At 69.6% G+C, this 21,409-nt stretch carries 24 protein-coding genes; 9 read left to right on the forward strand and 15 right to left on the reverse strand.

Translation table 11 applies throughout. The annotated features are described in order from the left end of the window. Positions 1-28: 28 nt before the first annotated feature. Both IEY36_RS02090 and IEY36_RS02095 read right to left on the reverse strand, forming a co-directional pair. Positions 29-1,240 (reverse strand): flavin-dependent oxidoreductase, encoded by a 1,212-nt coding sequence (locus IEY36_RS02090; protein ID WP_188965243.1) that lies wholly within the window; start codon positions 1,238-1,240, stop codon positions 29-31. Positions 1,241-1,295: 55 nt separating this feature from the next. Next, positions 1,296-1,496 (reverse strand): hypothetical protein, encoded by a 201-nt coding sequence (locus IEY36_RS02095; protein ID WP_188965244.1) that lies wholly within the window; start codon positions 1,494-1,496, stop codon positions 1,296-1,298. Positions 1,497-1,632: 136 nt separating this feature from the next. Here IEY36_RS02095 and IEY36_RS02100 point away from each other — a divergent pair, with 136 nt between their 5' ends. The 3 genes from IEY36_RS02100 to IEY36_RS02110 all read left to right on the forward strand — a co-directional run bounded on the left by IEY36_RS02100 (position 1,633) and on the right by IEY36_RS02110 (position 5,110). Continuing rightward, a complete protein-coding gene (locus IEY36_RS02100) occupies positions 1,633-2,619 on the forward strand; it encodes an MBL fold metallo-hydrolase (RefSeq protein ID WP_188965245.1) in 987 nt (328 codons plus the stop codon). 224 nt (positions 2,620-2,843) lie between these two features. Then, positions 2,844-4,055, forward strand: a complete 1,212-nt coding sequence (locus IEY36_RS02105; RefSeq protein WP_188965246.1) for an NADP-dependent isocitrate dehydrogenase — start codon at positions 2,844-2,846, stop codon at positions 4,053-4,055. Between the two features lie 371 nt (positions 4,056-4,426). Beyond that, positions 4,427-5,110: a DUF599 domain-containing protein gene (locus IEY36_RS02110; protein WP_188965247.1), complete on the forward strand. Its 684-nt coding sequence runs from the start codon at positions 4,427-4,429 to the stop codon at positions 5,108-5,110. 73 nt (positions 5,111-5,183) lie between these two features. On the opposite strand, the gene IEY36_RS02115 is transcribed toward IEY36_RS02110, so the two are convergent. Genes IEY36_RS02115 through IEY36_RS02125 form a run of 3 tightly spaced genes read right to left on the reverse strand, consistent with a single transcriptional unit; the run spans position 5,184 to position 7,516 of the window. Further along, the gene (locus IEY36_RS02115; protein WP_188965248.1) at positions 5,184-5,795 is read right to left on the reverse strand and encodes a hypothetical protein; all 612 of its coding nucleotides are present in this window, start codon (positions 5,793-5,795) and stop codon (positions 5,184-5,186) included. Continuing rightward, on the reverse strand, positions 5,792-6,880 hold the full coding sequence (locus tag IEY36_RS02120) for a DmpA family aminopeptidase (protein WP_188965249.1): 1,089 nt from the start codon (positions 6,878-6,880) through the stop codon (positions 5,792-5,794). The genes IEY36_RS02115 and IEY36_RS02120 overlap by 4 nt, the downstream gene beginning before the upstream one ends. Positions 6,881-6,883: 3 nt before the next feature. Next, positions 6,884-7,516, reverse strand: coding sequence for a DNA-binding transcriptional response regulator (locus IEY36_RS02125; protein WP_188965250.1), 633 nt, complete (start codon positions 7,514-7,516; stop codon positions 6,884-6,886). Positions 7,517-7,594: 78 nt separating this feature from the next. Between IEY36_RS02125 and IEY36_RS02130 the strand changes: the two genes are divergently transcribed. Both IEY36_RS02130 and IEY36_RS02135 read left to right on the forward strand, forming a co-directional pair. Continuing rightward, entirely contained in the window at positions 7,595-8,266 is a 672-nt protein-coding gene (locus IEY36_RS02130) for a hypothetical protein (RefSeq protein ID WP_188965251.1), read from the forward strand. Next, on the forward strand, positions 8,266-9,204 hold the full coding sequence (locus tag IEY36_RS02135; protein WP_188965252.1) for a hypothetical protein: 939 nt from the start codon (positions 8,266-8,268) through the stop codon (positions 9,202-9,204). The genes IEY36_RS02130 and IEY36_RS02135 overlap by 1 nt, the downstream gene beginning before the upstream one ends. Before the next feature lie 5 nt (positions 9,205-9,209). On the opposite strand, the gene alaS is transcribed toward IEY36_RS02135, so the two are convergent. The 10 genes from alaS to flgB all read right to left on the reverse strand — a co-directional run bounded on the left by alaS (position 9,210) and on the right by flgB (position 18,304). Beyond that, the gene (gene alaS, locus IEY36_RS02140) at positions 9,210-11,858 is read right to left on the reverse strand and encodes an alanine--tRNA ligase (protein ID WP_188965253.1); all 2,649 of its coding nucleotides are present in this window, start codon (positions 11,856-11,858) and stop codon (positions 9,210-9,212) included. A gap of 101 nt (positions 11,859-11,959) precedes the next feature. Beyond that, positions 11,960-12,157: a hypothetical protein gene (locus tag IEY36_RS02145; protein WP_188965254.1), complete on the reverse strand. Its 198-nt coding sequence runs from the start codon at positions 12,155-12,157 to the stop codon at positions 11,960-11,962. 143 nt (positions 12,158-12,300) lie between these two features. Beyond that, entirely contained in the window at positions 12,301-13,347 is a 1,047-nt protein-coding gene (recA, locus tag IEY36_RS02150) for a recombinase RecA (protein WP_188965255.1), read from the reverse strand. A gap of 182 nt (positions 13,348-13,529) precedes the next feature. Next, positions 13,530-15,056 (reverse strand): ATP-binding protein, encoded by a 1,527-nt coding sequence (locus IEY36_RS02155; RefSeq protein ID WP_188965256.1) that lies wholly within the window; start codon positions 15,054-15,056, stop codon positions 13,530-13,532. Beyond that, positions 15,053-16,117, reverse strand: a complete 1,065-nt coding sequence (locus IEY36_RS02160) for an EscU/YscU/HrcU family type III secretion system export apparatus switch protein (RefSeq protein WP_188965257.1) — start codon at positions 16,115-16,117, stop codon at positions 15,053-15,055. Before IEY36_RS02160 ends, IEY36_RS02155 begins: the two co-directional genes overlap by 4 nt. Positions 16,118-16,120: 3 nt before the next feature. Beyond that, on the reverse strand, positions 16,121-16,897 hold the full coding sequence (locus tag IEY36_RS02165) for a flagellar biosynthetic protein FliR (RefSeq protein ID WP_188965258.1): 777 nt from the start codon (positions 16,895-16,897) through the stop codon (positions 16,121-16,123). After that, positions 16,897-17,166 carry a flagellar biosynthetic protein FliQ gene (locus tag IEY36_RS02170; protein WP_188965259.1) on the reverse strand — a complete coding sequence of 90 codons (270 nt, stop codon included), beginning with the start codon at positions 17,164-17,166 and terminating at the stop codon, positions 16,897-16,899. Before IEY36_RS02170 ends, IEY36_RS02165 begins: the two co-directional genes overlap by 1 nt. A 41-nt stretch (positions 17,167-17,207) precedes the next feature. Then, a complete protein-coding gene (locus IEY36_RS02175; RefSeq protein WP_188965260.1) occupies positions 17,208-17,504 on the reverse strand; it encodes a flagellar hook-basal body complex protein FliE in 297 nt (98 codons plus the stop codon). Further along, the gene (gene flgC / locus IEY36_RS02180; RefSeq protein WP_188965261.1) at positions 17,504-17,911 is read right to left on the reverse strand and encodes a flagellar basal body rod protein FlgC; all 408 of its coding nucleotides are present in this window, start codon (positions 17,909-17,911) and stop codon (positions 17,504-17,506) included. The genes IEY36_RS02175 and flgC overlap by 1 nt, the downstream gene beginning before the upstream one ends. A 12-nt stretch (positions 17,912-17,923) precedes the next feature. After that, positions 17,924-18,304 carry a flagellar basal body rod protein FlgB gene (flgB, locus tag IEY36_RS02185; protein ID WP_188965262.1) on the reverse strand — a complete coding sequence of 127 codons (381 nt, stop codon included), beginning with the start codon at positions 18,302-18,304 and terminating at the stop codon, positions 17,924-17,926. 125 nt (positions 18,305-18,429) lie between these two features. Here flgB and IEY36_RS02190 point away from each other — a divergent pair, with 125 nt between their 5' ends. The 4 genes from IEY36_RS02190 (at position 18,430) to IEY36_RS02205 (ending at position 21,405) form a co-directional block, all read left to right on the forward strand. Beyond that, positions 18,430-18,702 (forward strand): hypothetical protein, encoded by a 273-nt coding sequence (locus tag IEY36_RS02190; protein WP_188965263.1) that lies wholly within the window; start codon positions 18,430-18,432, stop codon positions 18,700-18,702. Between the two features lie 33 nt (positions 18,703-18,735). Next, entirely contained in the window at positions 18,736-18,996 is a 261-nt protein-coding gene (locus tag IEY36_RS02195) for a flagellar biosynthetic protein FliO (RefSeq protein ID WP_188965264.1), read from the forward strand. After that, positions 18,993-19,730 carry a flagellar type III secretion system pore protein FliP gene (gene fliP, locus IEY36_RS02200; protein ID WP_188965265.1) on the forward strand — a complete coding sequence of 246 codons (738 nt, stop codon included), beginning with the start codon at positions 18,993-18,995 and terminating at the stop codon, positions 19,728-19,730. The genes IEY36_RS02195 and fliP overlap by 4 nt, the downstream gene beginning before the upstream one ends. Before the next feature lie 199 nt (positions 19,731-19,929). Further along, entirely contained in the window at positions 19,930-21,405 is a 1,476-nt protein-coding gene (locus tag IEY36_RS02205) for a hypothetical protein (protein WP_188965266.1), read from the forward strand. Positions 21,406-21,409 lie beyond the last annotated feature (4 nt).

A 21,409-nucleotide genomic window follows, 5' to 3' on the forward strand; every position in this document is an offset into this window, starting at 1 on the left:
ATGGTGCGGCCGGGAGCGAAACGGGGCCTCAGCGCGGCGCGGCGAATCCCGCCATGCGCGCATAGCCGCCGGCGATGGCGGCGAGCTCGTCACGGGCGATCACGTCCTCGATGCGCGCGAAGCCCTCCGGGGCGCGTTCGGAGACGACATCCACCACGCGTTCCGGGCCGCCGCGGCGATTGCTACGGACGATCTCGGCGGTCTTGGGCAGGCGCTCGGCCTCATAGGCGGCGAGTGCCGAGACCGGGTCGCCCCCGGCGAGCAGCGCAGCGAGGCAGCGCGCATCGAGCACCGCCTGCGACGCGCCGTTCGAGCCCACCGGATACATCGGATGCGCCGCATCCCCGAGCAGCGTAACGCGCCCCTGGGTCCAGAAGGGCAGCGGGTCACGATCGCACATCGGGTATTCCCAGAAGGTCGGCGTGGCGCGCACCAGCGCCTCGACATCGAGGAAGGGGATGCGAAAGCGCGCCACATGGGGCAGCACCTCGGCCAGGCTGCCGGGGCGCGACCAGTCCTCGCGCCGGGGCGGCGGGCGGGTGGCATCGCCGATCTGCGCGCAGACCACCCAGTTGGTCAGGCGCGTGCCGGGCGTGGCGCCGGCGGCGATGGGGTAGAGCACCAGCTTCTCCGCCATGTCGCCGGCGACGATCATGGTGTCGCCGCCCTCGAATGCCGGCCAGTCGATCGCACCGCGCCACATCTGGATGCCGTTCCAGCGGATGCCACCATCATCGGGGTGGAGCGCGGCGCGCAGCACGGAATGGATGCCGTCGGCCCCCACCAGCACGTCGCCGCGCGCGCTGCGGCCATCAGCGAAGCGGGCGGTGACGCCGGTGGCGTCCTGCTCGACCGCCGCCAGCCTTGCGCCGGTGACCAACGCCGCGGGACCAAGCCGTTCGTGCGCCGCGTTCCACAGCACCTCATGCAGATGGCCGCGATGGATGGAGAATTGCGGCACGTCATGGCCTGCCCAGGTGCCGCGCGGTTCGACCCAGATCTCCTGGCCGAAGCGGTTCAGGTAGCGCAGCTCGCGCGTGCGCACGGCCACCGCGTCGAGCGCCGGCAACAGCCCCAGCGCGGTGAGTTCGCGGATCGCATGCGGCAGGGTGTTGATGCCGACGCCGAGCGGGCGGACCTGCTCGGCGGCCTCGAACACGGTGCAGGGGATGCCGCGCTCGTGCAGCGACAGGGCGAGCGTCAGCCCGCCAACCCCGCCACCCGCGATCAAGACCTGCATGGCATCCTCCCGTTCCGCGCCGCCTGTCTTAGCGGCTGGCGCTGGCAGCGGGGAGTCAGGGGTCCGTGGCGGGTTCGGGCGCCGGGCCGGGTGGGTCGGCCGGGCTTTCCGCCGGCCAGGCGGCCTTGGCCTTGGCGCGGCGCCGCATGGCACAGGCGGCGACCGCGGTGCCGGCCACCAGGGCGCCCGCGGCGGCGGCCGTGGCGGTCATCACCACCATGCCGGCGAGGCCCAATCCCGCAATCCGCAGCAACATGCCGTCCTCCTTCTCATTCACGCGAGGATGATCAGCGACGGCACACGCCACGCTGGCATTTCGCGCGGCAGGGACGATAGCCTGCCGGCGCGACGTCGCCCACCAAGCATGGCGATGCGCTTCAGGAGGAAAAACCATGAATCTTCGCCGCCGCGCCCTGATGGGCGCCGGATTCGCGGCCGCGGCGCTGCCGCTGTTCCGCGCCGAGGCCGCCGCGCCCTTCGTCGGCCGGGGCGCGCCCGCTTGGTACCGCTTCCGCTTCGGCGACTATGAGGCGACGATTGTCTCCGACGGCTCGCTGCCCCTGGGCAAGCCGGATGACAGCTTCACCGGCGCCCAGCCGGGGCAGATCGCCACGCTGCTGCGCTCGGAATTCCTCGACCCCGCCTCGGCGACGCTCGAACAGAATGCGCTGATCCTGAATACCGGGCGGCAACTCATCCTGTTCGACACCGGTATGGGCGACAGCATGGGCGAGGCCAGCAAGATGTTCGGCCCGACCACTGGGCGGATGCTCGCCAACATGCGCGCGGCGGGCATCGACCCGGCGCAGATCGACCTGGTCGTGCTCTCCCACGCCCATTGCGACCATTGCTGGGCGCTGGTCGATGGCCAGGGCAACCGCAACTTCCCCAACGCCCAGGTGGCGGTGACCGAGGCGGATCTGCGCTATTGGACCGATGACGCGAACAAGCGCGGGCCGGCCTTCATGGTGCCCTTCATCGACGGGGCGAAGAAGAACCTCTCGGCCTATCGCGACCGCATGATCATGGTCCGCGACGGGCAGGAAGTGACCGCCGGCGTCAGCGCTATCTCGGCGCCGGGGCATACGGTCGGTCACACCATCTACGCCATCAGTTCCGGGCCGAACACCATGGTCTATACGGGCGACCTAGCGCATCATCAGGTGCTGCTGTTGCGCCACCCGATGTGGGAATTCGCCTTCGACACCGACCCGAAGCAGTCGGCGCAGTCGCGCTCCCGGCAACTAGAACGTTTTGCCACCGACCGGACGATGCTGCTGTCCTATCACTTCCCCTGGCCGGGGCTTGGGCATGTGGCCAAGCAAGGCGAGGGCTATGGCTGGTATCCGGCGGGGATGGACGTGACCAGCCTCGGCTGAGTGGCCGTTCGAGAATGCGCCAGCCGGCGCGTTCTCGTGTTCGGCACCGGCCGTGCACCCGGCCGGGCCGTCAGGAGGGGCGGTCCTGGCGGTCCGGCAGGGACTTCGGCGCGTGGATACGGGGGGGCGGGCTTGCCGCCCCCGCCGAGGCGGTGCAATTTCCGCGCGCATCGGCCGCCCCGCGCGGGCGAACCCGCACCCGCACGCTCCGCAGAGGACAGCTCATGGCCAAGATCAAGGTAAAGACCCCCGTCGTCGAGATGGACGGGGACGAGATGACCCGCATCATTTGGGGTTTCATCAAGGACAAGCTGATCCTCCCGTATCTCGACATCGACCTGAAGTATTACGACCTCGGCATCGAGTATCGCGACCAGACCGACGACCAGGTGACAGTGGACGCGGCGAACGCGACCAAGCAGTACGGCGTCGGCGTGAAGTGCGCGACCATCACCCCCGATGAGGCGCGCGTCGCCGAATTCGGCCTGAAGAAGATGTGGCGCAGCCCGAACGGCACCATCCGCAACATCCTCGACGGCACCATCTTCCGCGAGCCGATCATCTGCCAGAACGTGCCCCGCCTGGTGCCGCATTGGTCGAAGCCGATCGTCGTCGGCCGCCATGCGTATGGCGACATCTACCGCTCGGTCGAGATGAAGGTGCCGGGCGCCGGCACGGTGAAGATGACCTACACGCCCGAGGGCGGCGCGCCGCAGGAAATCGGCCAGTTCGACTTCAAGGCCGGCGGCGTGGCCATGATGATCCACAACCTGAATGCCTCGATCGAGGGCTTCGCCCGCGCGTCGCTGAACTACGGGCTGGCGCGCAACTACTCGGTGTACTTCAGCCACAAGAACACGATCCTCAAGGCCTATGACGGCAACTTCAAGGACATCTTCCGCACCATCTACGACAACGAGTTCAAGGCCGAGTACGAGAAGCGCGGCCTGACCTATGAGGACCGCCTGATCGACGACATGGTCGCCTCCGCCCTGAAGTGGGAAGGCGGCTACATCTGGGCCTGCAAGAACTACGATGGCGACGTGCAGTCCGACATCGTGGCGCAGGGCTTCGGCTCGCTCGGCCTGATGACCTCGGTGCTGCTCTCCCCGGATGGGCAGACGGTCGAGTCCGAGGCGGCGCACGGAACGGTGACGCGCCACTACCGCGAGCACCAGAAGGGGCGCGAGACCTCGACGAACCCGATCGCCTCGATCTTCGCCTGGACGCGTGGCCTGGCCTATCGCGGCAAGTTCGACGGCACGCCGGACGTGACGGCGTTTGCCGAGACGCTGGAGAAGGTCTGCATCGACACGGTCGAGAGCGGCTCGATGACCAAGGACCTCGCCATCCTGATCGGCAAGGACCAGCCCTGGCTGACCACCCAGGCCTTCCTCGCCAAGATCGACGAGAACCTGAAGAAGGCGATGGCCTGACGCGGCGCGCGCCACCCCCGACCAGAAGGGGTGGCGCGACCGGAAGGGCCACCCGCCGTGCGGATAACGGGGCGCTCCCGCGCCTGCGTGTTCGCCGCGGCGGGCTTCACGATGATTCGGCCATGACGTGGGCGGCCGCATGAATCACTCCGGTGCGCTCGCCGTCGCCCGATGGGCTGGCCCGCGGCCCAGCGTTGTTCAAGAACATCGACGGCAGCCCCATCGCGCATCGGCGGCGCCCTGGCATGTGCCTGACGCCACGTGACCGACGGCACGGGCGCCGACCACGGCACGGGAATCACTTGCGAATGGCCGCGGCGCGGGTGCCACTGCGCCAACGCGCCCGCCTCCCCCGCCCCGCATGGTGCCCGATGAACCTGCCCCTCACCCTACTCGACTGGATCGCCGTCACGATCTTCGCCGCCGCCTGGATCGGCTACGCCTCGGTCGTCGACCGTGTGCCCTCGATCCGCGCGCGAAGCGTCATCGCCGCCATGGACGTCCATCGCGAGCGCTGGATGCGCGCTTCGCTCGGGCGGGACAATCGCATCGCCGACATCGCGGCGATCGGCAACCTGATGTCCTCGACGTCCTTCCTCGCCACCACCTCGATCCTGGTGCTCGGCGGGTTGATCGCGATGCTGGCCGCGCCGGACCCGGCCCGGCGCGTCGTCGCCATCCTGCCCTGGAGCGCGGTGCCGGATGAGATGATGTGGGAAGTGAAGATCGGCCTGCTGCTGGTGATCTTCGTGAACACCTTCTTCGAATTCACCTGGGCACTACGGCAGTTCAACTACACCTCGACCCTGGTGATGGGCATGCCGAACGACGTCACGGCCCTGTCGCAGGCCAGTGCCGCGGCGCGGCTCGCCAATCGCGGCGCGCGACATTTCAACACGGGGCTGCGGTCGTACTACTTCGGGCTGGCGGCCCTGGCCTGGATCCTCCATCCGCTGGCGCTGATCGTCGCCAGCCTGTTCGTGTTGCGGGAGTTGCATCGGCGCGAATTCCGCTCGGCGGCGCGGGATGCGCTGGCGACGCGGGAGATCAGGTGAGGGTCAGCGGCGCCGAGGGCATGTGACGCGCCGCCGACGCTTATAGCGGCGGCGCCCCTGCCTGGTCGTTCTCTCAAGGCACGCGCAACACCACCCCCGGCATGCCCCCGCGCCCCAGCCGGCAGGTCGCTGCCACGGCTGCGGCCGGTGGCTCGATGGCGATGGCCGAGGGTTCGCAGCTGCTGCGGCCGAGTTCATCGAACCGGCGTTCGATCGCGAACGCCTCGCGCAGCGTGCCCTCGGCGGTGATCTCGTGGAAGGTGTAGTCCACGCTGCAACAGCCATTGCGCCCGAGCGTCACCAGCCGCCCCGCCGCGTCGCGCGAAAAGGCCAGGCCGCTCACCTCCCCTGCCCGGCGGAACCGCGCCTGACCAGGCTGCATGAGCCACACATCCCAGGCGGTATTCGCATTGCCGCCGATCACCGGCACCCAGAGGTCGAGCGCGCCATCGCCATTGGTATCGGCAAGGCGCGGCAGGCTGTCCGGCAGGTCCGACTGTACCTCGATGCGCTGGCTTTCGACGCCACCGTCGAGCACCGCAATGGTCCAGTATTCCGCGTTGGAGACGGCCTGCAGCGTGAGGGGCGGCGCGCCGGGGCGGGTGGCGCGCAGCGTGGCACGGGCAGCCTCGGCGACCGGCAGCGCGAGCGCGAGCAGCGCAGCGGCGAGCAGCCAGCGCCTCATCGCCCATACCTCGCGAGGATGGCGCGCAGCGCGTCGAGGTCGATGGCGTGCCCGGTGGCGCGTCGACCCGTGCGGCCATCGCGGCCGATGGTGGTCGTCGCCATGGTCAGCGCGTTGAGCACGGCTTCCTCCACCGCCTCGGCCGCGGCGACGAAGAGCGGCGACATGCGGTCATTCGGCCAGTCGGCGATGACCGCCTGTTGCGCACGTCGCTCGGCATCGCGCCGCACGCCGGGATGGGTGGAGAAGGCGATGGCGTAGTCGCCCGACCCGTCGCTGAAGGCCGCGCCGGTGCGCGCCAGCCCGGCCATGGCACGGGTCGCCAGGCGAGTGAGGTTGCGGTCCGACAGCGGCGCATCGGTGGCAATCACCACCATCACCGAGCCATCGGCATCGCCGCGGTCGGTGTGTTCCTTCAGGTACCATTTGCCGAGTTCACGGCCGGCCGGGATGCCATCCATCGTCAGCACGCCGCCGTAATTGGCCTGCACCAGCGCGCCGATAGTCCAGCCGCCAAGACCTTCGGGCAGCACACGGGAGGATGTGCCGATACCGCCCTTGAAGCCGAAGGCCATGGTCCCGGTGCCGGCGCCGACGCAGCCCTCGGCAAGCGGGCCATCCGTCGCGGCGTCGAGCGCGGCGAGGACATGCTCGGCACCCACGCCACGCGCGCGGATATCGTTGAGCCTTCCGTCATTGGTCTCGCCCACCACGGCATTGACCGAGACGGCGTCAGGATTGCGCGCGAGGGTCCAATCCACCAGCGCTTCCACCGCGCGGCCGACGGCGAGGGTGTTGGTCAGGATGATCGGGGTTTCGAGTTCGCCGAGTTCGGCAAGCTGCGTCGCGCCGGCAAGCTTGCCGTAGCCGTTGATGACGGCGAGGCCGGCCGGCACACGGTCGGTAAAGGGGTTGCCGGCGTGCGGGATGATGGCGGTGACGCCGGTGCGGGTCGCCTCGCCGTCGATCAGCGTGACATGGCCGACCGCGACGCCGGCCACATCGGTGATGGCGTTGTGCGTGCCGGTGTTGAAGATACCTGGCGTGAGGCCGAGCTCACGGGCTCGGAGGCGGGCCTGCTCCACGATTCAGCCGCGGTCCTTCAGCGCGTCGAGGATCAGCTCCAGCAGCTGGTCGGGCCGAGTTGCAAGCCCCTGGGCGCCTGGCGGCAGGTCACGCGGCTGCCCGACATAGAAGATGAAGGGCGTATCGGACTCCAGGCCACTCAGAATAGCGAGCAGCGCCGGTCCGGCCGCGGGGCTTTCCGGCCGCGCCCAATCGGAGAGGACCAGGTCGAAACGACAGGGACGGGCGCGTAGCAATTCCTCCGCCTCTGCCGTGCTGGCAGCGAAGGTGAGATGCGCACCGAGCGCCATCAGTGCCTGCGCCTCGTTGTGGTTCCCCGAGGGGCGGTCATCGACCCACAGGATCTCGGCCCCGTTCAACCGCTTGCCTTCCTTCGCCAGCCTGTCGCGCAGAGGGCTGCCCTCGGGCCCGGCCAGGGGGATCGCAACCTGTTTCTCGGCACCCGCCGCCGCCAAGGCCTTGAGGGAGACCTTGATGCCGAAGGCCTCGAACTGGTCGGCCTTGCCGAACAGGCCACGGATCTGCGGCAGCAGCGTGACGAAAGCGCCAGCCGCGAGCAGGCTCCAGATGATGCCGGCGCTGGCCTGCATGATCTGGACGGCGATCTGACCGGCAGTGGGCGGGTCGGCAGCCATGGCCGTGTCTCTTGAACTGTTGCGCTGGCGAACGGTAGCCTGAAGGCGGTCCATCGTGAAAGCGGGAGTGCCGCCATCATGTTGGTGCAATGGTGCCTGCGGGGCGTGCGGTCGTCGGCGTCGGTACCGCGCTTCGGCGATGCCGAGGCAACGGCGACGATGAATACGCTGGGAATTCGTTCCGCCTGGGTATGGGATCCGTCCACCTCCGCCACAGGCAGATTTTCGCGCGAAGATGTATTCGCCGACGCGCATGCCGCGCTTTCGCCCACGGCGCTCGACGACCACGTCAACAATTTCGGCGCGGTAAAGCGTACCACGCCCTATCTCTCACTGACGGCAGGTGTCGTCACCTGGGGCGGCAGTGGCGTCGCAACGCCGCATGGCGCCTGGACCACGGCGGCAAACTTCGCGACCGGCGGCGGGCAGGTCGAAGGCTACATCTTCGAATGCTGGGTGCTGGTCGGGCCGAAGCCGGTCCCCGAGTTGCCCGGCTTCGGGGAGGAGGTGCGGGACCTCAACGCTTCAGCGCAGTTCTCCATCTGGCATTTTGAGGGTGAGATCGCCGCGAAACTGGTGGTGCCCCCGCGGCAGATCCGCCGGGTGGTGAAGATCGACGCGCAGGGCATGCCGGTGCAGGAACCGGCCCCGCAGCCCCGCCACGCGGGCGAGACGATCGATTGGCAACGCCCCAATCCCGATTTCGTCGAGCCTCATCGCATCACCAATCTGCGCGATTTGGTGCCCTGATGGCACTCCTGCACACCCTTGCTCGCTGCGCGCCAAGCTGGGCGCGTCAGGCGGCATGGCTCGCCGAGATAAAGCCTGGAGCATTTGCGCGGCTTAGCGGCGCCGACGAGCGATCGTTGCAGCTTTCGACCGCCTGGGCGCGCTTGCAGGCTGTCGAGTTGTTTCTGGCGACACAGAACGTCCCCGACGCCCTCAAGGCCGCGGCTGCCGCCCTGGACGTTCTGCGGACGATGCCTGCGCCGCCTGCGACTGCCGTCGCGCTCACTATCGGCCTCACCGCGGCGGCGGGCGTCAGCCTCGTCAGGCCGGAAGGGTTCAAGGTGCTCGATGACGTACTCAGCAGCAACAGCCTGCCGAACAACTTCGCGGCGTTGCAGAATGCTGCCGGACTGCTCCTCGCGGCTACACTGGCGGCATCGCCCGACATTCGCGGGCACGAATTGTTGCTGGAGACGCCACCGCCCCCGAGCGACAACAGCGTCGCGGCCAAGCTGCGGCACGCCTTGGGGGCCTGCGCGGAAGCGGCCGTCCTGCCGCACTTCGGCCTGCGCCGGATGCCCGGCAATCGCTTCGAGCCGATGGGCTTGCATTTGACCTACTCCGACTGGCCACCCGAGATGCCGGTGGACGAGGGCTGGTCTGATCCCGCACAGAAGGCCGGCGCGACAGCCTTTCTGCATGCCCGCGGCACCGCCTTCGAGCAGCGCCTCACCGGCCTCGCGGCACGGCTGCGCGAGCCCGAGGATATCGGTGACGGCCACTTGCCATTCCAGCCGGCGCCGCCATTCGGCGGCCTGATCGACTGGCCCTTCCTCCTGCTGCTAGTTGCGCACTACCGCAGCCTTTCGGACGAACTGCCGCGTTGGAGCGGCGAGACCTCGCTGACCCTCCGGCGGCTCGCCGCCGAGATTGTACGAGGCAGTCGCGAGCGCCGCTGATAACCCTACCCGCCTATCGCCGCCTTTATCGCCGCCAGCGCCTCGGCCGACTTGGTGGCATCCGGCCCGCCGGCCTGCGCCATCTCTGGCCTTCCGCCACCGCCCTTGCCGCCCACCGCCGCGCTTGCGGCGCGCACCAGCGCCACGGCGTCGGCCTTGCCCTTCGCCGCCTCGCCGATGGCGACGACGATCGACGCCTTGCCCTCGGCGGTAGAGACCAGCGCGACGACATCCGTCGTGCCGCCCTTCAGGATGGCTTCGGCCAAGCCCTTCAAGTCGCGCGCCGGTACCTCGCCGAGGTCGCGCAGGGCGACGCGCAGGCCGGCGACCTGCTCGACTTCCGCCCCGGCGCCGCCCGTGGCGAGCTTCTTGCGCAGATCCGCCACCGCATGTTCCAGCTTGCGGCGTTCCTCGACGAGCGCGCTGATGCGGCCGGCCAATTCACCAGGCTGTGCCTTCAGCACCGCGGCGGCGGCGGTGAGGCTCTCCTCCATGCCGGCGACGAGGGCGAGCGCGGCTTCACCCGTCACCGCCTCGACGCGGCGCACGCCGGCGGCGACGGCGCCTTCCGAGACGATCTTGAACAGGCCGATATCGCCGGTGCGCCGCACATGCGTGCCACCGCACAGTTCCAGCGAATAGACGCCGTGCTTCTCGACTGCCGCAGGGTCGTGGGCCATGCCGACGACGCGGACTTCCTCGCCGTACTTCTCGCCGAACAGCGCCATCGCCCCCGCCTCGACGGCCGCTTCGGGCGTCATCAGCCGGGTGATGACCTCGGCATTCTCGCGAATGCGGTTGTTCACCTCGGCCTCGACCCAGCGCAGGTCTTCCTCGGTCATCGGCGTGGGTTGGGAGACGTCAAAACGCAGCCGGTCCGACGCGTTCAGCGAGCCCTTCTGCGCCACATGCGTGCCGAGGCGGCGGCGCAGCGCCTCATGCAGCAGGTGCGTCGCGGAATGGTGGGCGCGGATGGCGGAACGTCGTGCGTGGTCGACCTCCGCCTGCACGGCAAGGCCGAGCTTCGCCTCTCCATGCACCACCGTGCCGATATGGACATAGAGCGCGCCGAGCCTCTTCTGCGTGTCGCGGATTTCGATGCGGCAGGCATCGCCGGCCTGGATGATGCCGGTGTCGCCGACCTGGCCGCCGGATTCGGCGTAGAAGGGCGTCTGGTTCAGCAGCACCGCGACCTCGGTGCCGACCGGCGCGGTATCCACCGGCTTGCCGTCGGCGACGATGGCGATGATCTCGCCCTCGGCGGTCTCAGTGGTGTAGCCGAGGAACTCGCTGGCCCCGACCTTCTCCTTGAGGTCGAACCACACGCTTTCGGTCGCCGCCTCGCCGGAGCCGGCCCAGGCGGCGCGGGCGCGCTTGCGCTGTTCGGTCATGGCGGCGTTGAAGCCCTCGACATCGACCGGGCGGCCCTCGGCGCGCAGCGCGTCCTGCGTCAGGTCGAGCGGGAAGCCGAAGGTGTCGTAAAGCCGGAACGCGACATCGCCAGGAAGCGTCTGCTTGTCACCGAGCCGGCCGGTTTCCTCCGCCAGCAGGTGCAGGCCTCGTTCGAGCAGCGAGCGGAAGCGGGTTTCCTCCAGTCGGAGCGTCTCGCTGATCAGCGATTCCGCGCGCACCAGTTCGGGGTATGCCGCGCCCATCTGGCGCAACAGCGCCGGCAGCAGGCGGTGCATCAACGGGTCGCGCGAGCCCATCATGTGGGCGTGGCGCATGGCGCGGCGCAGGATGCGGCGCAGGACGTAGCCGCGGCCTTCATTGGAGGGCAGCACGCCATCGGCGATCAGGAAAGCGCCAGCGCGCAGGTGGTCGGCGACGACGCGGTGGCTCGAGCGGAACGGGCCGTCCGGTTCCTGGCCGGTGGCTTCGGCCGAGGCGAGTATCAGGGCGCGCAGCGTGTCGGTGTCGTAGTTGTCGTGCTTGCCCTGCAGGATGGCGGCGAAGCGTTCGAGGCCCATGCCGGTGTCGATGGACGGGCGCGGCAGCGGGTTGCGCGTGCCGGCCGGCTCCTCGAGGAACTGCATGAACACCAGGTTCCAGATCTCGATGAAGCGGTCGCCATCCTCATCCGGCGAGCCAGGCGGGCCGCCGGGGATCTTGTCGCCATGGTCGAAGAAGATTTCGGAGCACGGGCCGCAGGGGCCGGTGTCGCCCATGCGCCAGAAATTGTCGGAGGTGGAAATGCGGATGATGCGGCTGTCGGGCAGGCCGGCGACCTTGCGCCAGATGGCGGCCGCTTCCTCATCCTCGGAATAGACGGTGACGAGCAGCTTGTCCTTGGGCAGGGCGAAGTCACGGGTCAGCAATTCCCAGGCATAGGGGATCGCCTGTTCCTTGAAGTAATCGCCGAAGGAGAAGTTCCCCAGCATCTCGAAGAAGGTGTGGTGGCGCGCGGTGTAGCCGACATTGTCGAGGTCGTTGTGCTTGCCGCCGGCGCGGACCGACTTCTGCGCCGAGGTCGCACGCGTGTAGGGGCGCTTTTCCTGGCCGGTGAAGACGTTCTTGAACTGCACCATGCCCGAATTGGCGAACATCAGCGTCGGGTCGTTGCGCGGGACCAGCGGGCTCGATTCCACGACGGTGTGTCCGTTGCGGTGGAAGTAGTCGAGGAAGGTCGCCCGGATGTCGTTGCTGCTGGTCATGTCCCGCCCGTCGCGTCACCCGGGAAAAGCCCGTCCCGGCAAGGTGTTGGCCCAAAGGGAGCGACAGGTAGCGCGCGGGCGGCCGGGCGTGAAGGGGCGCGTCAGTCTGGCGGGCGTTTGTCGGCATCGGGGACGGGGTCGGCGCCGTCGCGCCGTGACTTCTCCCGCTGGTGGCTTTCCTTGCCGTAATCGGGTCCGCCTTCCTTGCGCTCATCGGGCCGGAAGCGCGGGTCGGGCTTGTGCGGGGGCGGCGGTTCCGGCGCGATGGCGGGAAGACGAGGGCGGCGGGGCTTGTTCATGGCGGCGTGCTCCTTCCTCAGAGGAACACGGCGCGGCGGCGATGGTTGCTATGCCGCCTGGCTTGCCGGCCAAAACGCGGGAAGGGCGCCGCCGGCCACCCGGCCGGGCAGCGCCCTTCCCGTTCAGCTGCGGTCGCCGGGCCTTATTCGGCCGCCAGCGCCTCGTCGTCGTCGGTGCTGTTGCCCACCAGCATCTGCTCGGCCAGCAGGCCGGCCTGGCCGCGGACGCGCTGTTCGATGGAGGCGGCCATCTCGGGATGGTCGCGCAGGAACTGCTTGGCGTTCTCGCGCCCCTGGCCGATGCGCTGGCTGTCGCAGGAGAACCAGGCGCCAGACTTCTCGACCACGCCCGCCTTGACGCCGAGATCGATCATCTCGCCGACCTTGGAGATACCTTCGCCATACATGATGTCGAACTCGACCTCACGGAACGGCGGGGCCATCTTGTTCTTCACCACCTTGACGCGGGTGTGGTTGCCGGTGACCTCGTCGCGATCCTTCACGGCGCCGATGCGGCGGATCTCCATGCGGACCGAGGCGTAGAACTTCAGCGCATTACCGCCCGTGGTGGTCTCCGGATTGCCGAACATGACGCCGATCTTGAGCCGGATCTGGTTCAGGAAGACCAGCAGCGTGTTGGATTTAGAGACCGAGCCGGTCAGTTTGCGCAGCGCCTGGGACATCAGCCGGGCATGCAGGCCGACATGGGTGTCGCCCATCTCGCCTTCGAGTTCGGCGCGCGGCACCAGGGCGGCGACGGAATCGACCACCAGCACGTCGATCGCCCCCGAACGCACCAGCGTGTCGGCGATCTCGAGCGCCTGTTCGCCGGCATCGGGCTGGCTGATCAGCAGGTTGTCGACATCGACGCCGAGCTTGCGGGCATAGCCGGGGTCGAGCGCGTGCTCGGCGTCGATGAAGGCGCAGGTGCCGCCATTCTTCTGCGCTTCCGCGATGACATGCAGCGCGAGCGTGGTCTTGCCCGAGGATTCAGGCCCGTAGATCTCGACGATGCGCCCCTTGGGCAGTCCGCCGATGCCAAGGGCGAGGTCGAGCCCGAGAGAGCCGGTGGAGACGACATCAATGGCCCCATCCTGCGCCTGGCGGGCGCCGAGGCGCATGATCGAGCCCTTGCCGAAGGCCCGTTCAATCTGACTCAGCGCGGCGTCAAGCGCCTTTCCCTTATCCATGCCCTTCCCCCGATCGGACGACGATTTCTCAACCATAGGGCGATTTCTCCATTCGGTCTATCGCCCATTCGTTGCGGACCAACCGACGGTCCGACCCGTCGGGCCGGTCTGCACCGGCACATGACGGCGCGATTCGGCGCAAGCGAAAGATGCCCCCGGCCTGCCGGAACCGCAAGAACAAATTAAGAACCAGCGCCAGCTATTGCCGCCAGCAGCGACTTCATGCGGAACGGCTTCTCCAGGAAGACATAGTCGCGGCCGGCCAGCCCCTCCCCCACCGCGCGCTCGGCATAGCCCGAGACCAGCACCACCAGCAGATCCGGCAGGCGAGCATGCAGCGCATCGGCCAGGGCGAGCCCGTCCATCTCCCCGGGCATGGTCACGTCGGTGACCAGTACCTCGGGCACGAAGCCGTCCGCCACCGCTTCCAGCGCGACCTCGGCATCCTCGGCCTCGCATACCTCGTGCCCGGCCGCCTTCAGCGCATGGGCGGCAAGCCGACGCAGCGGCGGCTCGTCATCCACCAGCAGCACGCGCCGGGGTGCATCGGGCGCCCGCCTGGCCACCGGCGGGGATGACGCGGGCACGGCCGCCGGCGCCACCACGGCGGGGAACCACAGCCGGAACGCGGTGCCCTCGCCCAGTCGGGAGGCCACCGTCACATGCCCACCCGACTGGCGCAGAATTCCCAGCACCGTGGAAAGGCCGAGCCCGGTGCCGCCTTCGGTACGGCGCGTTGTGAAGAAGGGCTCGAAGATCCGCGGCAGGTCGGCCGGCGCGATGCCGCGACCCTGATCCGCCACCGTCAGCACCACCCAGTCGCCGGGCGGCACGACGGCGCCGGGCTCGACACGCTCCTCGGCCAGGGTGACCGCCTCGACCCCGAGCCGGATGCCGCCACCGCCGGGCATCGCATCGCGTGCATTCACGGTGAGGTTCAACAGCACCTGGTCGAGTTGCGACGCATCGACCCGCACCTGCGGCCCCGGCCGCGCCGGCAGGTCGAGGGTCAGCAGGTGCCGGCCGCCGAGCAGCCGGTGCAGCAGCGGCGCCATCGCCTCCACCGTCGCAGCCAACGGCAGCACGCGCGGCGCCAGCGCCTGACGGCTGGCGAAGGCCAGCAGTTGCCGCACCAGGCGCGCCCCGCGCGAGGCGCTGTCGAGGATCTGGCGCAGATCCTCGGCCGTCGGCGCATCCGGCTCGCGCGACAGCGCCGCCTCGGCCGCGCCGGAGATCGCCGCCAGCAGGTTGTTGAAGTCATGCGCGACGCCGCCGGCCAGCCGGCCGACCGATTGCAGCCGCGCGCCTTCCTCCATCTGCGCCTGCATGCGCTGCCGGGCCGTCACATCTGCCACGCGCAGCAGCGCGCCGGCTTCGCCACGCAGCGGGCGGCAGGCGACCTCAACCTGCGCATCGGCCGGCAGGGCGGCATCGGCCAGCCTGGCGAGGACCACCGCCGGCGCCGGCGGGCCGGCAAGGGCGGCGCGAACGATGTCGGCCACCGCGGTGGCCGTCTCCAAGGTGAACAGCGCAGCGGCGGCGATGCCCGGCTTGGGTCCCGGCCCATCGCCGCAAAGCCGCCCCAGCGCCGCATTGGCGAACAGGATGCGCCCCTGCGGGTCCAGCACGGCGAGCCCGACCGTGTCCTCGGCCTCGAACAATTTCCGGAACGCCGTCTCGTCCGGCTCGCGCCCGCGCAATTCGCTCACTCTGCCTGCCCCTGCCCGCCGAGCCGCCAGACATAGGCGATGATCTCGGCCACCGCCTGATAATGCTCCGGCGGGATCTCCGTCTCCAGTTCAAGCCGGAACAGTGCGCGTGCCAAGGGCGGGTTGGAGACGATGGGCACGCCGGCCTCCCCGGCCACGGCGCGGATGCGGGCGGCGACCTCGTCGGCACCCTTGGCGACGATGCGCGGAGCCGATTCGCCACCCTGGTCATAGGCGAGCGCCACGGCGAAATGGGTCGGGTTGGTGATCACCACTGCCGCCTTCGGCACCGCAGCCATCATTCGCCCGCGCGCCCGCTGCTGCCGGATCTGACGCTGGCGCGCCTTGATGTGCGGGTCGCCCTCGGCCTCGCGCGCTTCCTCCTTCTGGTCCTGGCGGGACATGCGCAGGCGTTGCAGGTGCCGGTGCCGCGCCATCAGCCAGTCGAATGCGGCGATCGCGGCGAAGGCCATCAGCGCCGCCACCACCAGGTCGCCCGCCGCCCGGCCCAGCCGTTCCAGCAGCAGCGCCGGCGGCAGGAACAGCAGTCGCGGCAGTTCCGCCGGGTCGCCGACCGCGTGCCACAGCGCCGCGCCGACCAACGCCAGCTTGGCGAGGGTGCGCAGGAATTCGATGGCGCCATCCATGCCGAAGATGCGCTTGATCGCCGCCGCCGGGTTGAGGCGCGAGAATTGCGGCGCCAGCCCCTTCGCCGAGACCAGCCCGCGCGTCTGCAGGAAGGTCGCCGCCAGGGCGCCAATGGCGGTCAGCAGGGCGATCGGCAGGACGACCAGCATGCCCAGCCGCGCCATCTCCATCGCGCCATCGATGGGCGGGATGTCATGCGCGCGGGACATCACGCCCCCGAGCCCGCGCACCATCTGCGCGCCGAGCGGCATCGCCAGCACCATGCCAAGCACGCCGCCCGACAACGCCCCCAGCCCCGCCAATTCCCGCGACAGGGCGACCTGGCCGTCATCGCGCGCGCGTTCGATCCGCCGTGGCGATGCGGCTTCGGTCTTGTCGTCGGACTCCGCGCCGCCTTCGGCGTCCCCGGCCATGGCTCAGCGCAGCCCGGGCAGGTTCATGAAGGCCCCGCGCGCGGCTTCCTCGAAGGCGCCGAGCAGCGCGGGCATTACCAGCGCGAGCAGCGCGACGCCCGCCAGCACCTGCCCCGGCACGGCGAGGAAATAGACCTGCACCTGCGGCGCGATGCGCGTCAGCAGGCCGAGCGCGACGTTGATGACCACCGCCGCCAGGACGAAGGGCGCGGCCAGCCGCAGCGCGAGCGCGAAGCTCTCGGCCGCCGCCGCGGCCATCGCCTCCGCCCCTGCCCCGGCGGGGAACGGCTCGCCCACCGGCAGCACGGCGTATGATTCGGTCAGCGCCCGCAGCGGCAGCGCGTACAGTCCGGTGCCGAGCACCACCACCACTGCCGCCAGCGAGAACAGCCGCCCCGTCGCGGTGCCCTGCCCGCCGAGTTCGGGGTCCGGCACCAGCGCCTGCGCCAGGCCAAGCAGGAGCGCGACGGCCTGGCCCGCCATGGCCATCGCGATCGTCACCAGCCGCGCCAGCCCGCCGAGCCACAGGCCGATCACCACCTCGATGACGATCAGCCGCGTCGCCGTTCCGACATCGTCAGGCGCGGCCGGCAGGCCGGGGGCCAGTGCCGGCATCAACAACAACACCAGGCCGAGGCCGAGGCCGAGCCGGATGGTGGCCGGCACTTCCTGTTCGCCGAGGCCGGGCAGCAGCATCACCGCGGCGCCGAGGCGGGCGAAGAGCAACACCGCCTGGAAGGCCAGCACGGGCAGTTCGGCGAGGAAGCCATCGGCTTCCATCAGCCGCGCAGGCCCACATCCACCATCGCCTGGAACAGTTCGCCGGCATAACCGCGCAGCACGCCGACGAAGAACGGCCCAAGCACCAGCAACGCGCCACCCAGCACCACGACCTTGGGCAGGAAGGCGAGCGTCGCCTCGTTCACCTGCGTCAGCGCCTGCAGCACGGCGATCACCAGCCCGATGGCGAGCAGCAGCACCAGCAGCGGCCCGCCGATCTGCAAGGTGACCCACAGCGCCTGGCGCGCGGCGAGGGCGGTTTCATTCATGGCCGGGATTTTCCCAGGGGGTGGCCGCGCGTGGCGACCCGTCAGATCGGCATCCGCATCACGTCCTGATAGGCGGCGACGACGCGGTCACGCACCGCCACCGCCGTCTGCAACGTCAGTTCCGCCCGCCCGACCGCGAGCACCACATCGGTCACGCTGCCCTGCCCGCTCAACGCCGCGGTGGAGGCTGCATCGGCCTGGTGGCCGACATCGACGGCCTGTTCCATCGCGCGGGTGAGCGCGGCGCCGAAGCCCGCGCCGCCGGTCGCGGCCTGCGGCAACGCGTCGGCACTGCGGTAGGCAGCAGCTACGCCAGCGGCGGCGAGTGGCGACACCATCAGCGCAGCGCCTCGATGGTGCGGGTCAACATGCCGCGCGTCACTTCCAGCACCTGCAGATTGGCGGCGTAGGAACGCTGCGCCTCGCGCATATCCATCGTCTCCATCATGCTGTCGACATTCGGCATGCGGACATAGCCGCGTGCATCGGCAGCCGGATGCGACGGGTCGTAGCGCTGCGGGAAATCCCCAACGGCGGTGCCGATGCGCCCGACCTGCACCATGTTGGTGCCGAGTTCGCGGTCCATGCGGTTGCGGAAGGTGATGGTCTTGCGGCGATATGGGTCCGCGCCGGGTGTCTGCCCCGTGCTGTCCCGGTTGGCGAGGTTTTCGGCCACCACGCGCAGGCGCGCCGATTGCGCCTGCATGCCGGCGGCGGAGATGCGCAGCGCGCGATCGAGGTCCATGCCCATCGTCCCTTACTGATTACGCCCGAGCGCCGTGCGGAACATGCCGATGTAATGGCGGTGCAGCCCGGTCGCGAGGGCATGCGCCGTCTCGGTATCGGCGATGCGCATGGCCTCGCGGTCGAGGGCGACGCCATTGCCGTCCATGCTGCGTTCGACGCGCCGCTCACGCTGGATGCGGGCATCGCGCGTCGGCGCCAGGTGGCGCGGATCGGTGCGCGCCATCGCGCCCTGCGCGCCAGCCAGCGCCTGGGTGAAGGGTTGCAGGTCCGAAGGACGGTAGCCGGGTGTATCGGCGTTGGCGACGTTCTGCGACAGCACGCGCTGGCGCGCATCGAGCCAGCGCAGGCGGGTCTCGGCAAGGGCGATCGGGCCGGAGCGGGTCGGGTCCATGACGCATCAGGTCGCATGGACGTGACGAAGGATCGGTTAACGACCGTGGCCTTCCGCGCTGGCCTGCCGTGGATGTCGGCGCCTCGACAACCTCGCGGTAACCACAGCCGGTGTTGGATGCGTCGATGGACAGCATCGTGATCAGCACCGACGCGGAGGCACGACAGGCGGCCGTGCTGCTTGCCGCGATCGAGGCGATGGAAGCGACGGTCGCCGTCGCCGATGCGCTCGCCACCGAACGTCGTCGCATCGACCTCGCCGGGCTGGAGGATGAGGTCGGGCGCATTTGCGTGGCCTGCCTCGCCGCTCCGCGCAGCACGGTGCCGGCGGTGCGCGCCAGGCTCGAAGGGCTGCTGCGGCGGCTCGACCAGCTGCGCGGCGCGCTCGCGCCGCCCTGACGTCACCCCGAACCGCCGGCAGGAGGCCGCGGCATGACCATGGACCCCACCACCTGGATCACAGCGGCCGCGGCGCTTGCCGGCGTCGTCGCGCTGATCCTGCTCGCCGGGCGGCTGGCGCGGCGGGCCGGTCTGGCGCCGCAAGGCAGCGGCCGGCTGCGCGTGGAGGAGACGGTGGCGTTGGATGCGCGTCGGCGTCTGGTGCTGGTGCGCTGCGACGGGCGGGCGCTCCTGCTGCTGACCGGCGGCGCGCAGGACCAGGTAGTCGGCTGGCTGCCCGAGGGCAGCGCATGAAACGCTGGCTGCCGCTGGCGCTGCTGCTGCTGCTGGTCCTGCCGGGCGCCGCGATGGCGCAATCGGTGGCGATCGACCTCGGCCAGACCAGCCAGCCCGGCGCGACCGCGCGGCTGGTGCAGCTGACCGCGCTGATCGGCATGCTGTCGCTGGCGCCGTCGCTGCTGGTGATGGCGACAGCCTTCGCGCGCATCGTCATCGTGCTGGCCCTGCTGCGGAGCGCGATCGGCGCACAGGGCATCCCGCCCAATCCGGTGCTGGTGGGGCTTGCGCTGTTCCTCACCTTCTTCGTCATGCAACCGGTCTTCGAAGCGTCCTGGACGCAGGGCATCCTGCCGATGACCGAGGGGCGGCTCGCCGAATTGCCGGGGCTGGAGGCAGCGGCCGAACCCTTCCGTCGCTTCATGGCGGCCAATGTGCGCGAGGATGATCTCAACCACTTCATCGAACTCGCCAACCTGCCGCAGCCGGCCAGTGCCGGGGCCGCACCCTACCGCGCGCTGGTGCCCGCCTTCATGATCAGCGAGTTGCGCCGCGCCTTCGAGATCGGCTTCCTGCTGTTCCTGCCTTTCCTCGTCGTCGACATGGTGGTGGCCTCGGTGCTGATGTCGCTCGGCATGATGATGCTGCCGCCATCGGTGGTGGCGCTTCCCTTCAAGCTGATCTTCTTCGTGCTAGTGGATGGCTGGCGACTGGTCGCGGCGAGCCTGGTGCAGGGTTTCGCCAGCGGGTGAGGCCTGCGGACAGATGCATCCGCCGCTGGCGTCGGCGACGGGTGTCCCCGCAAGCGCCGGACCGCCGGCGGGGTCTGGTCGGGCAGCGGTGTTCCGGCGCACAACCCGCACGCGCGACGGTCCGCACGGTCTCGCGCTTTGTGGACATGCCGCGCAGCAGGCTGATAGCGTCGGTCTCAATGATGGGAGTTCACGCGACATGCGCGGCTTGCTCGCAATCCTGTCGATGGTGGCCTTGCTGGGTGCCGCCGCCACCGCGCAGACGCCGGCCCAAGCGCCACTGACGGCGACGACACCGCCCGCGACGCAGGACCGGCCTCCGATCCGCGCCGGAAGCTTCATCTTCTGCGGCACCAATGAAGGCACCGTGCTGCTCGACAATGGCCAGCAGCACGCGGCCACGCCCTACATGGATGAGGAACAGGTCGCCCGCTACCTGCGCACGAATGCGCCGCGCCTGGTGGTCAAGGCCAGCCGGCAGACCGCCAAGGCGATCGCCACCGTCGAATTCCGCCTCAGCCGGCCGGAGACGATCAGCGAAGCGGATTGGACGCGCGCCTGGCTCGAGGCCGTGCTTTACCCGTCCAATATCGCCCGCACCGAGATCACCGCCGGCAGCCTGATCGCCGGTCGCGTCCAGCCGCCGACACCAACGGCGGCCGACACCAACGTCACCGTCGAATTCCCCGACATCAGCGGCGGCTGGCTGCCATCGAGCTGGGAGGTGGCGCTGCTCGTCTGCGTCGATCGCGGCGTCGGCGCGAACCCCAATCTCGACAATAACCACCTGGTGCGGGAATACGGGCGCGTGCCGCTGTATGTGTCATCGCTGAAGCTGTCGGCGGCGATCGGCATTGGCGGCTTTCTCGCGCTGTATGTGGTACTCGCCTTCACCGCCGCGCTGCTGCACCGCCGCCAATTCGAGGTGGCGCGCCGCGCCATGGAAGCATCCTCAGGCCGCTCTGTCGCCGCCTGGACCTTCGCGCTGCGCCCGACTGTGATCGCGCAGGACGCCTTCGGCTTCTGTTCCCTGGCACGCTTCCAGGTGCTGATGTTCACGCTCGTGCTCGCCGGTGTCTATGCCTATGTCATGGCGCGTACCGGCAGCCTGCCGAACGTCTCGAACACGGTGTTGGCGTTGCTCGGCATCACCCTGTCGGGCTCGACGCTGGCACGGGTGATCGAAGGGCCGGTGGTCGATACGCCGAACCGGCTGTGGCTGCTGGGTACCGGCATCATCGACCCCTCCCCGCGCGTGCCGCGGTGGCAGGACATGCTGGCTGGCGACGGCGAGATCGATGTGACGCGGGTGCAGGCGCTGGCCTTCAGCCTCTTCGCCGCCGTCGCGCTGGTGGTGCAAGGCACCGGCGACCTCGAACATTTCGAGATCCCGGAGCAGCTGAACTACCTGATCGGCTTGTCGCAGGCGGTCTATGTCGCGGGGCGCGCGCTGCCGCGGGAATCGGCGAAGCGGCTCAACGAGGAAGTGCGCGCGACGCGCGAGGCGGAAACCGCCGTCTTGCTCAAGCCGGACGATCAGAACGCGCAGCTTGCCTTCGAGACAGCGCGCAATGCGCTCGCCACCTCGCTGTTCGACTTCTTCGGCGAACGCTTCCAAGCCCCACGCCTGATGGCATTGCGGGCCGGCGAACGTCCGGAGCCGGTGCTTTACTAGAACG

The sequence above is a fragment of the Neoroseomonas lacus genome (assembly GCF_014644535.1).
Classification (GTDB): Bacteria; Pseudomonadota; Alphaproteobacteria; order Acetobacterales; family Acetobacteraceae; genus Neoroseomonas; species Neoroseomonas lacus.

Coding starts and splice junctions, on each gene's coding strand:
- IEY36_RS02090 (WP_188965243.1), bottom strand. CDS start 1,240: ATGCAGGTCTTGATCGCGGGTGGCGGGGTTGGCGGGCTGACGCTCGCC.
- IEY36_RS02095 (WP_188965244.1), bottom strand. CDS start 1,496: ATGTTGCTGCGGATTGCGGGATTGGGCCTCGCCGGCATGGTGGTGATG.
- IEY36_RS02100 (WP_188965245.1), top strand. CDS start 1,633: ATGAATCTTCGCCGCCGCGCCCTGATGGGCGCCGGATTCGCGGCCGCG.
- IEY36_RS02105 (WP_188965246.1), top strand. CDS start 2,844: ATGGCCAAGATCAAGGTAAAGACCCCCGTCGTCGAGATGGACGGGGAC.
- IEY36_RS02110 (WP_188965247.1), top strand. CDS start 4,427: ATGAACCTGCCCCTCACCCTACTCGACTGGATCGCCGTCACGATCTTC.
- IEY36_RS02115 (WP_188965248.1), bottom strand. CDS start 5,795: ATGAGGCGCTGGCTGCTCGCCGCTGCGCTGCTCGCGCTCGCGCTGCCG.
- IEY36_RS02125 (WP_188965250.1), bottom strand. CDS start 7,516: ATGGCTGCCGACCCGCCCACTGCCGGTCAGATCGCCGTCCAGATCATG.
- IEY36_RS02130 (WP_188965251.1), top strand. CDS start 7,595: ATGTTGGTGCAATGGTGCCTGCGGGGCGTGCGGTCGTCGGCGTCGGTA.
- IEY36_RS02135 (WP_188965252.1), top strand. CDS start 8,266: ATGGCACTCCTGCACACCCTTGCTCGCTGCGCGCCAAGCTGGGCGCGT.
- alaS (WP_188965253.1), bottom strand. CDS start 11,858: ATGACCAGCAGCAACGACATCCGGGCGACCTTCCTCGACTACTTCCAC.
- IEY36_RS02145 (WP_188965254.1), bottom strand. CDS start 12,157: ATGAACAAGCCCCGCCGCCCTCGTCTTCCCGCCATCGCGCCGGAACCG.
- recA (WP_188965255.1), bottom strand. CDS start 13,347: ATGGATAAGGGAAAGGCGCTTGACGCCGCGCTGAGTCAGATTGAACGG.
- IEY36_RS02160 (WP_188965257.1), bottom strand. CDS start 16,117: ATGGCCGGGGACGCCGAAGGCGGCGCGGAGTCCGACGACAAGACCGAA.
- IEY36_RS02165 (WP_188965258.1), bottom strand. CDS start 16,897: ATGGAAGCCGATGGCTTCCTCGCCGAACTGCCCGTGCTGGCCTTCCAG.
- IEY36_RS02170 (WP_188965259.1), bottom strand. CDS start 17,166: ATGAATGAAACCGCCCTCGCCGCGCGCCAGGCGCTGTGGGTCACCTTG.
- IEY36_RS02175 (WP_188965260.1), bottom strand. CDS start 17,504: ATGGTGTCGCCACTCGCCGCCGCTGGCGTAGCTGCTGCCTACCGCAGT.
- flgC (WP_188965261.1), bottom strand. CDS start 17,911: ATGGACCTCGATCGCGCGCTGCGCATCTCCGCCGCCGGCATGCAGGCG.
- flgB (WP_188965262.1), bottom strand. CDS start 18,304: ATGGACCCGACCCGCTCCGGCCCGATCGCCCTTGCCGAGACCCGCCTG.
- IEY36_RS02190 (WP_188965263.1), top strand. CDS start 18,430: ATGGACAGCATCGTGATCAGCACCGACGCGGAGGCACGACAGGCGGCC.
- IEY36_RS02195 (WP_188965264.1), top strand. CDS start 18,736: ATGACCATGGACCCCACCACCTGGATCACAGCGGCCGCGGCGCTTGCC.
- fliP (WP_188965265.1), top strand. CDS start 18,993: ATGAAACGCTGGCTGCCGCTGGCGCTGCTGCTGCTGCTGGTCCTGCCG.
- IEY36_RS02205 (WP_188965266.1), top strand. CDS start 19,930: ATGCGCGGCTTGCTCGCAATCCTGTCGATGGTGGCCTTGCTGGGTGCC.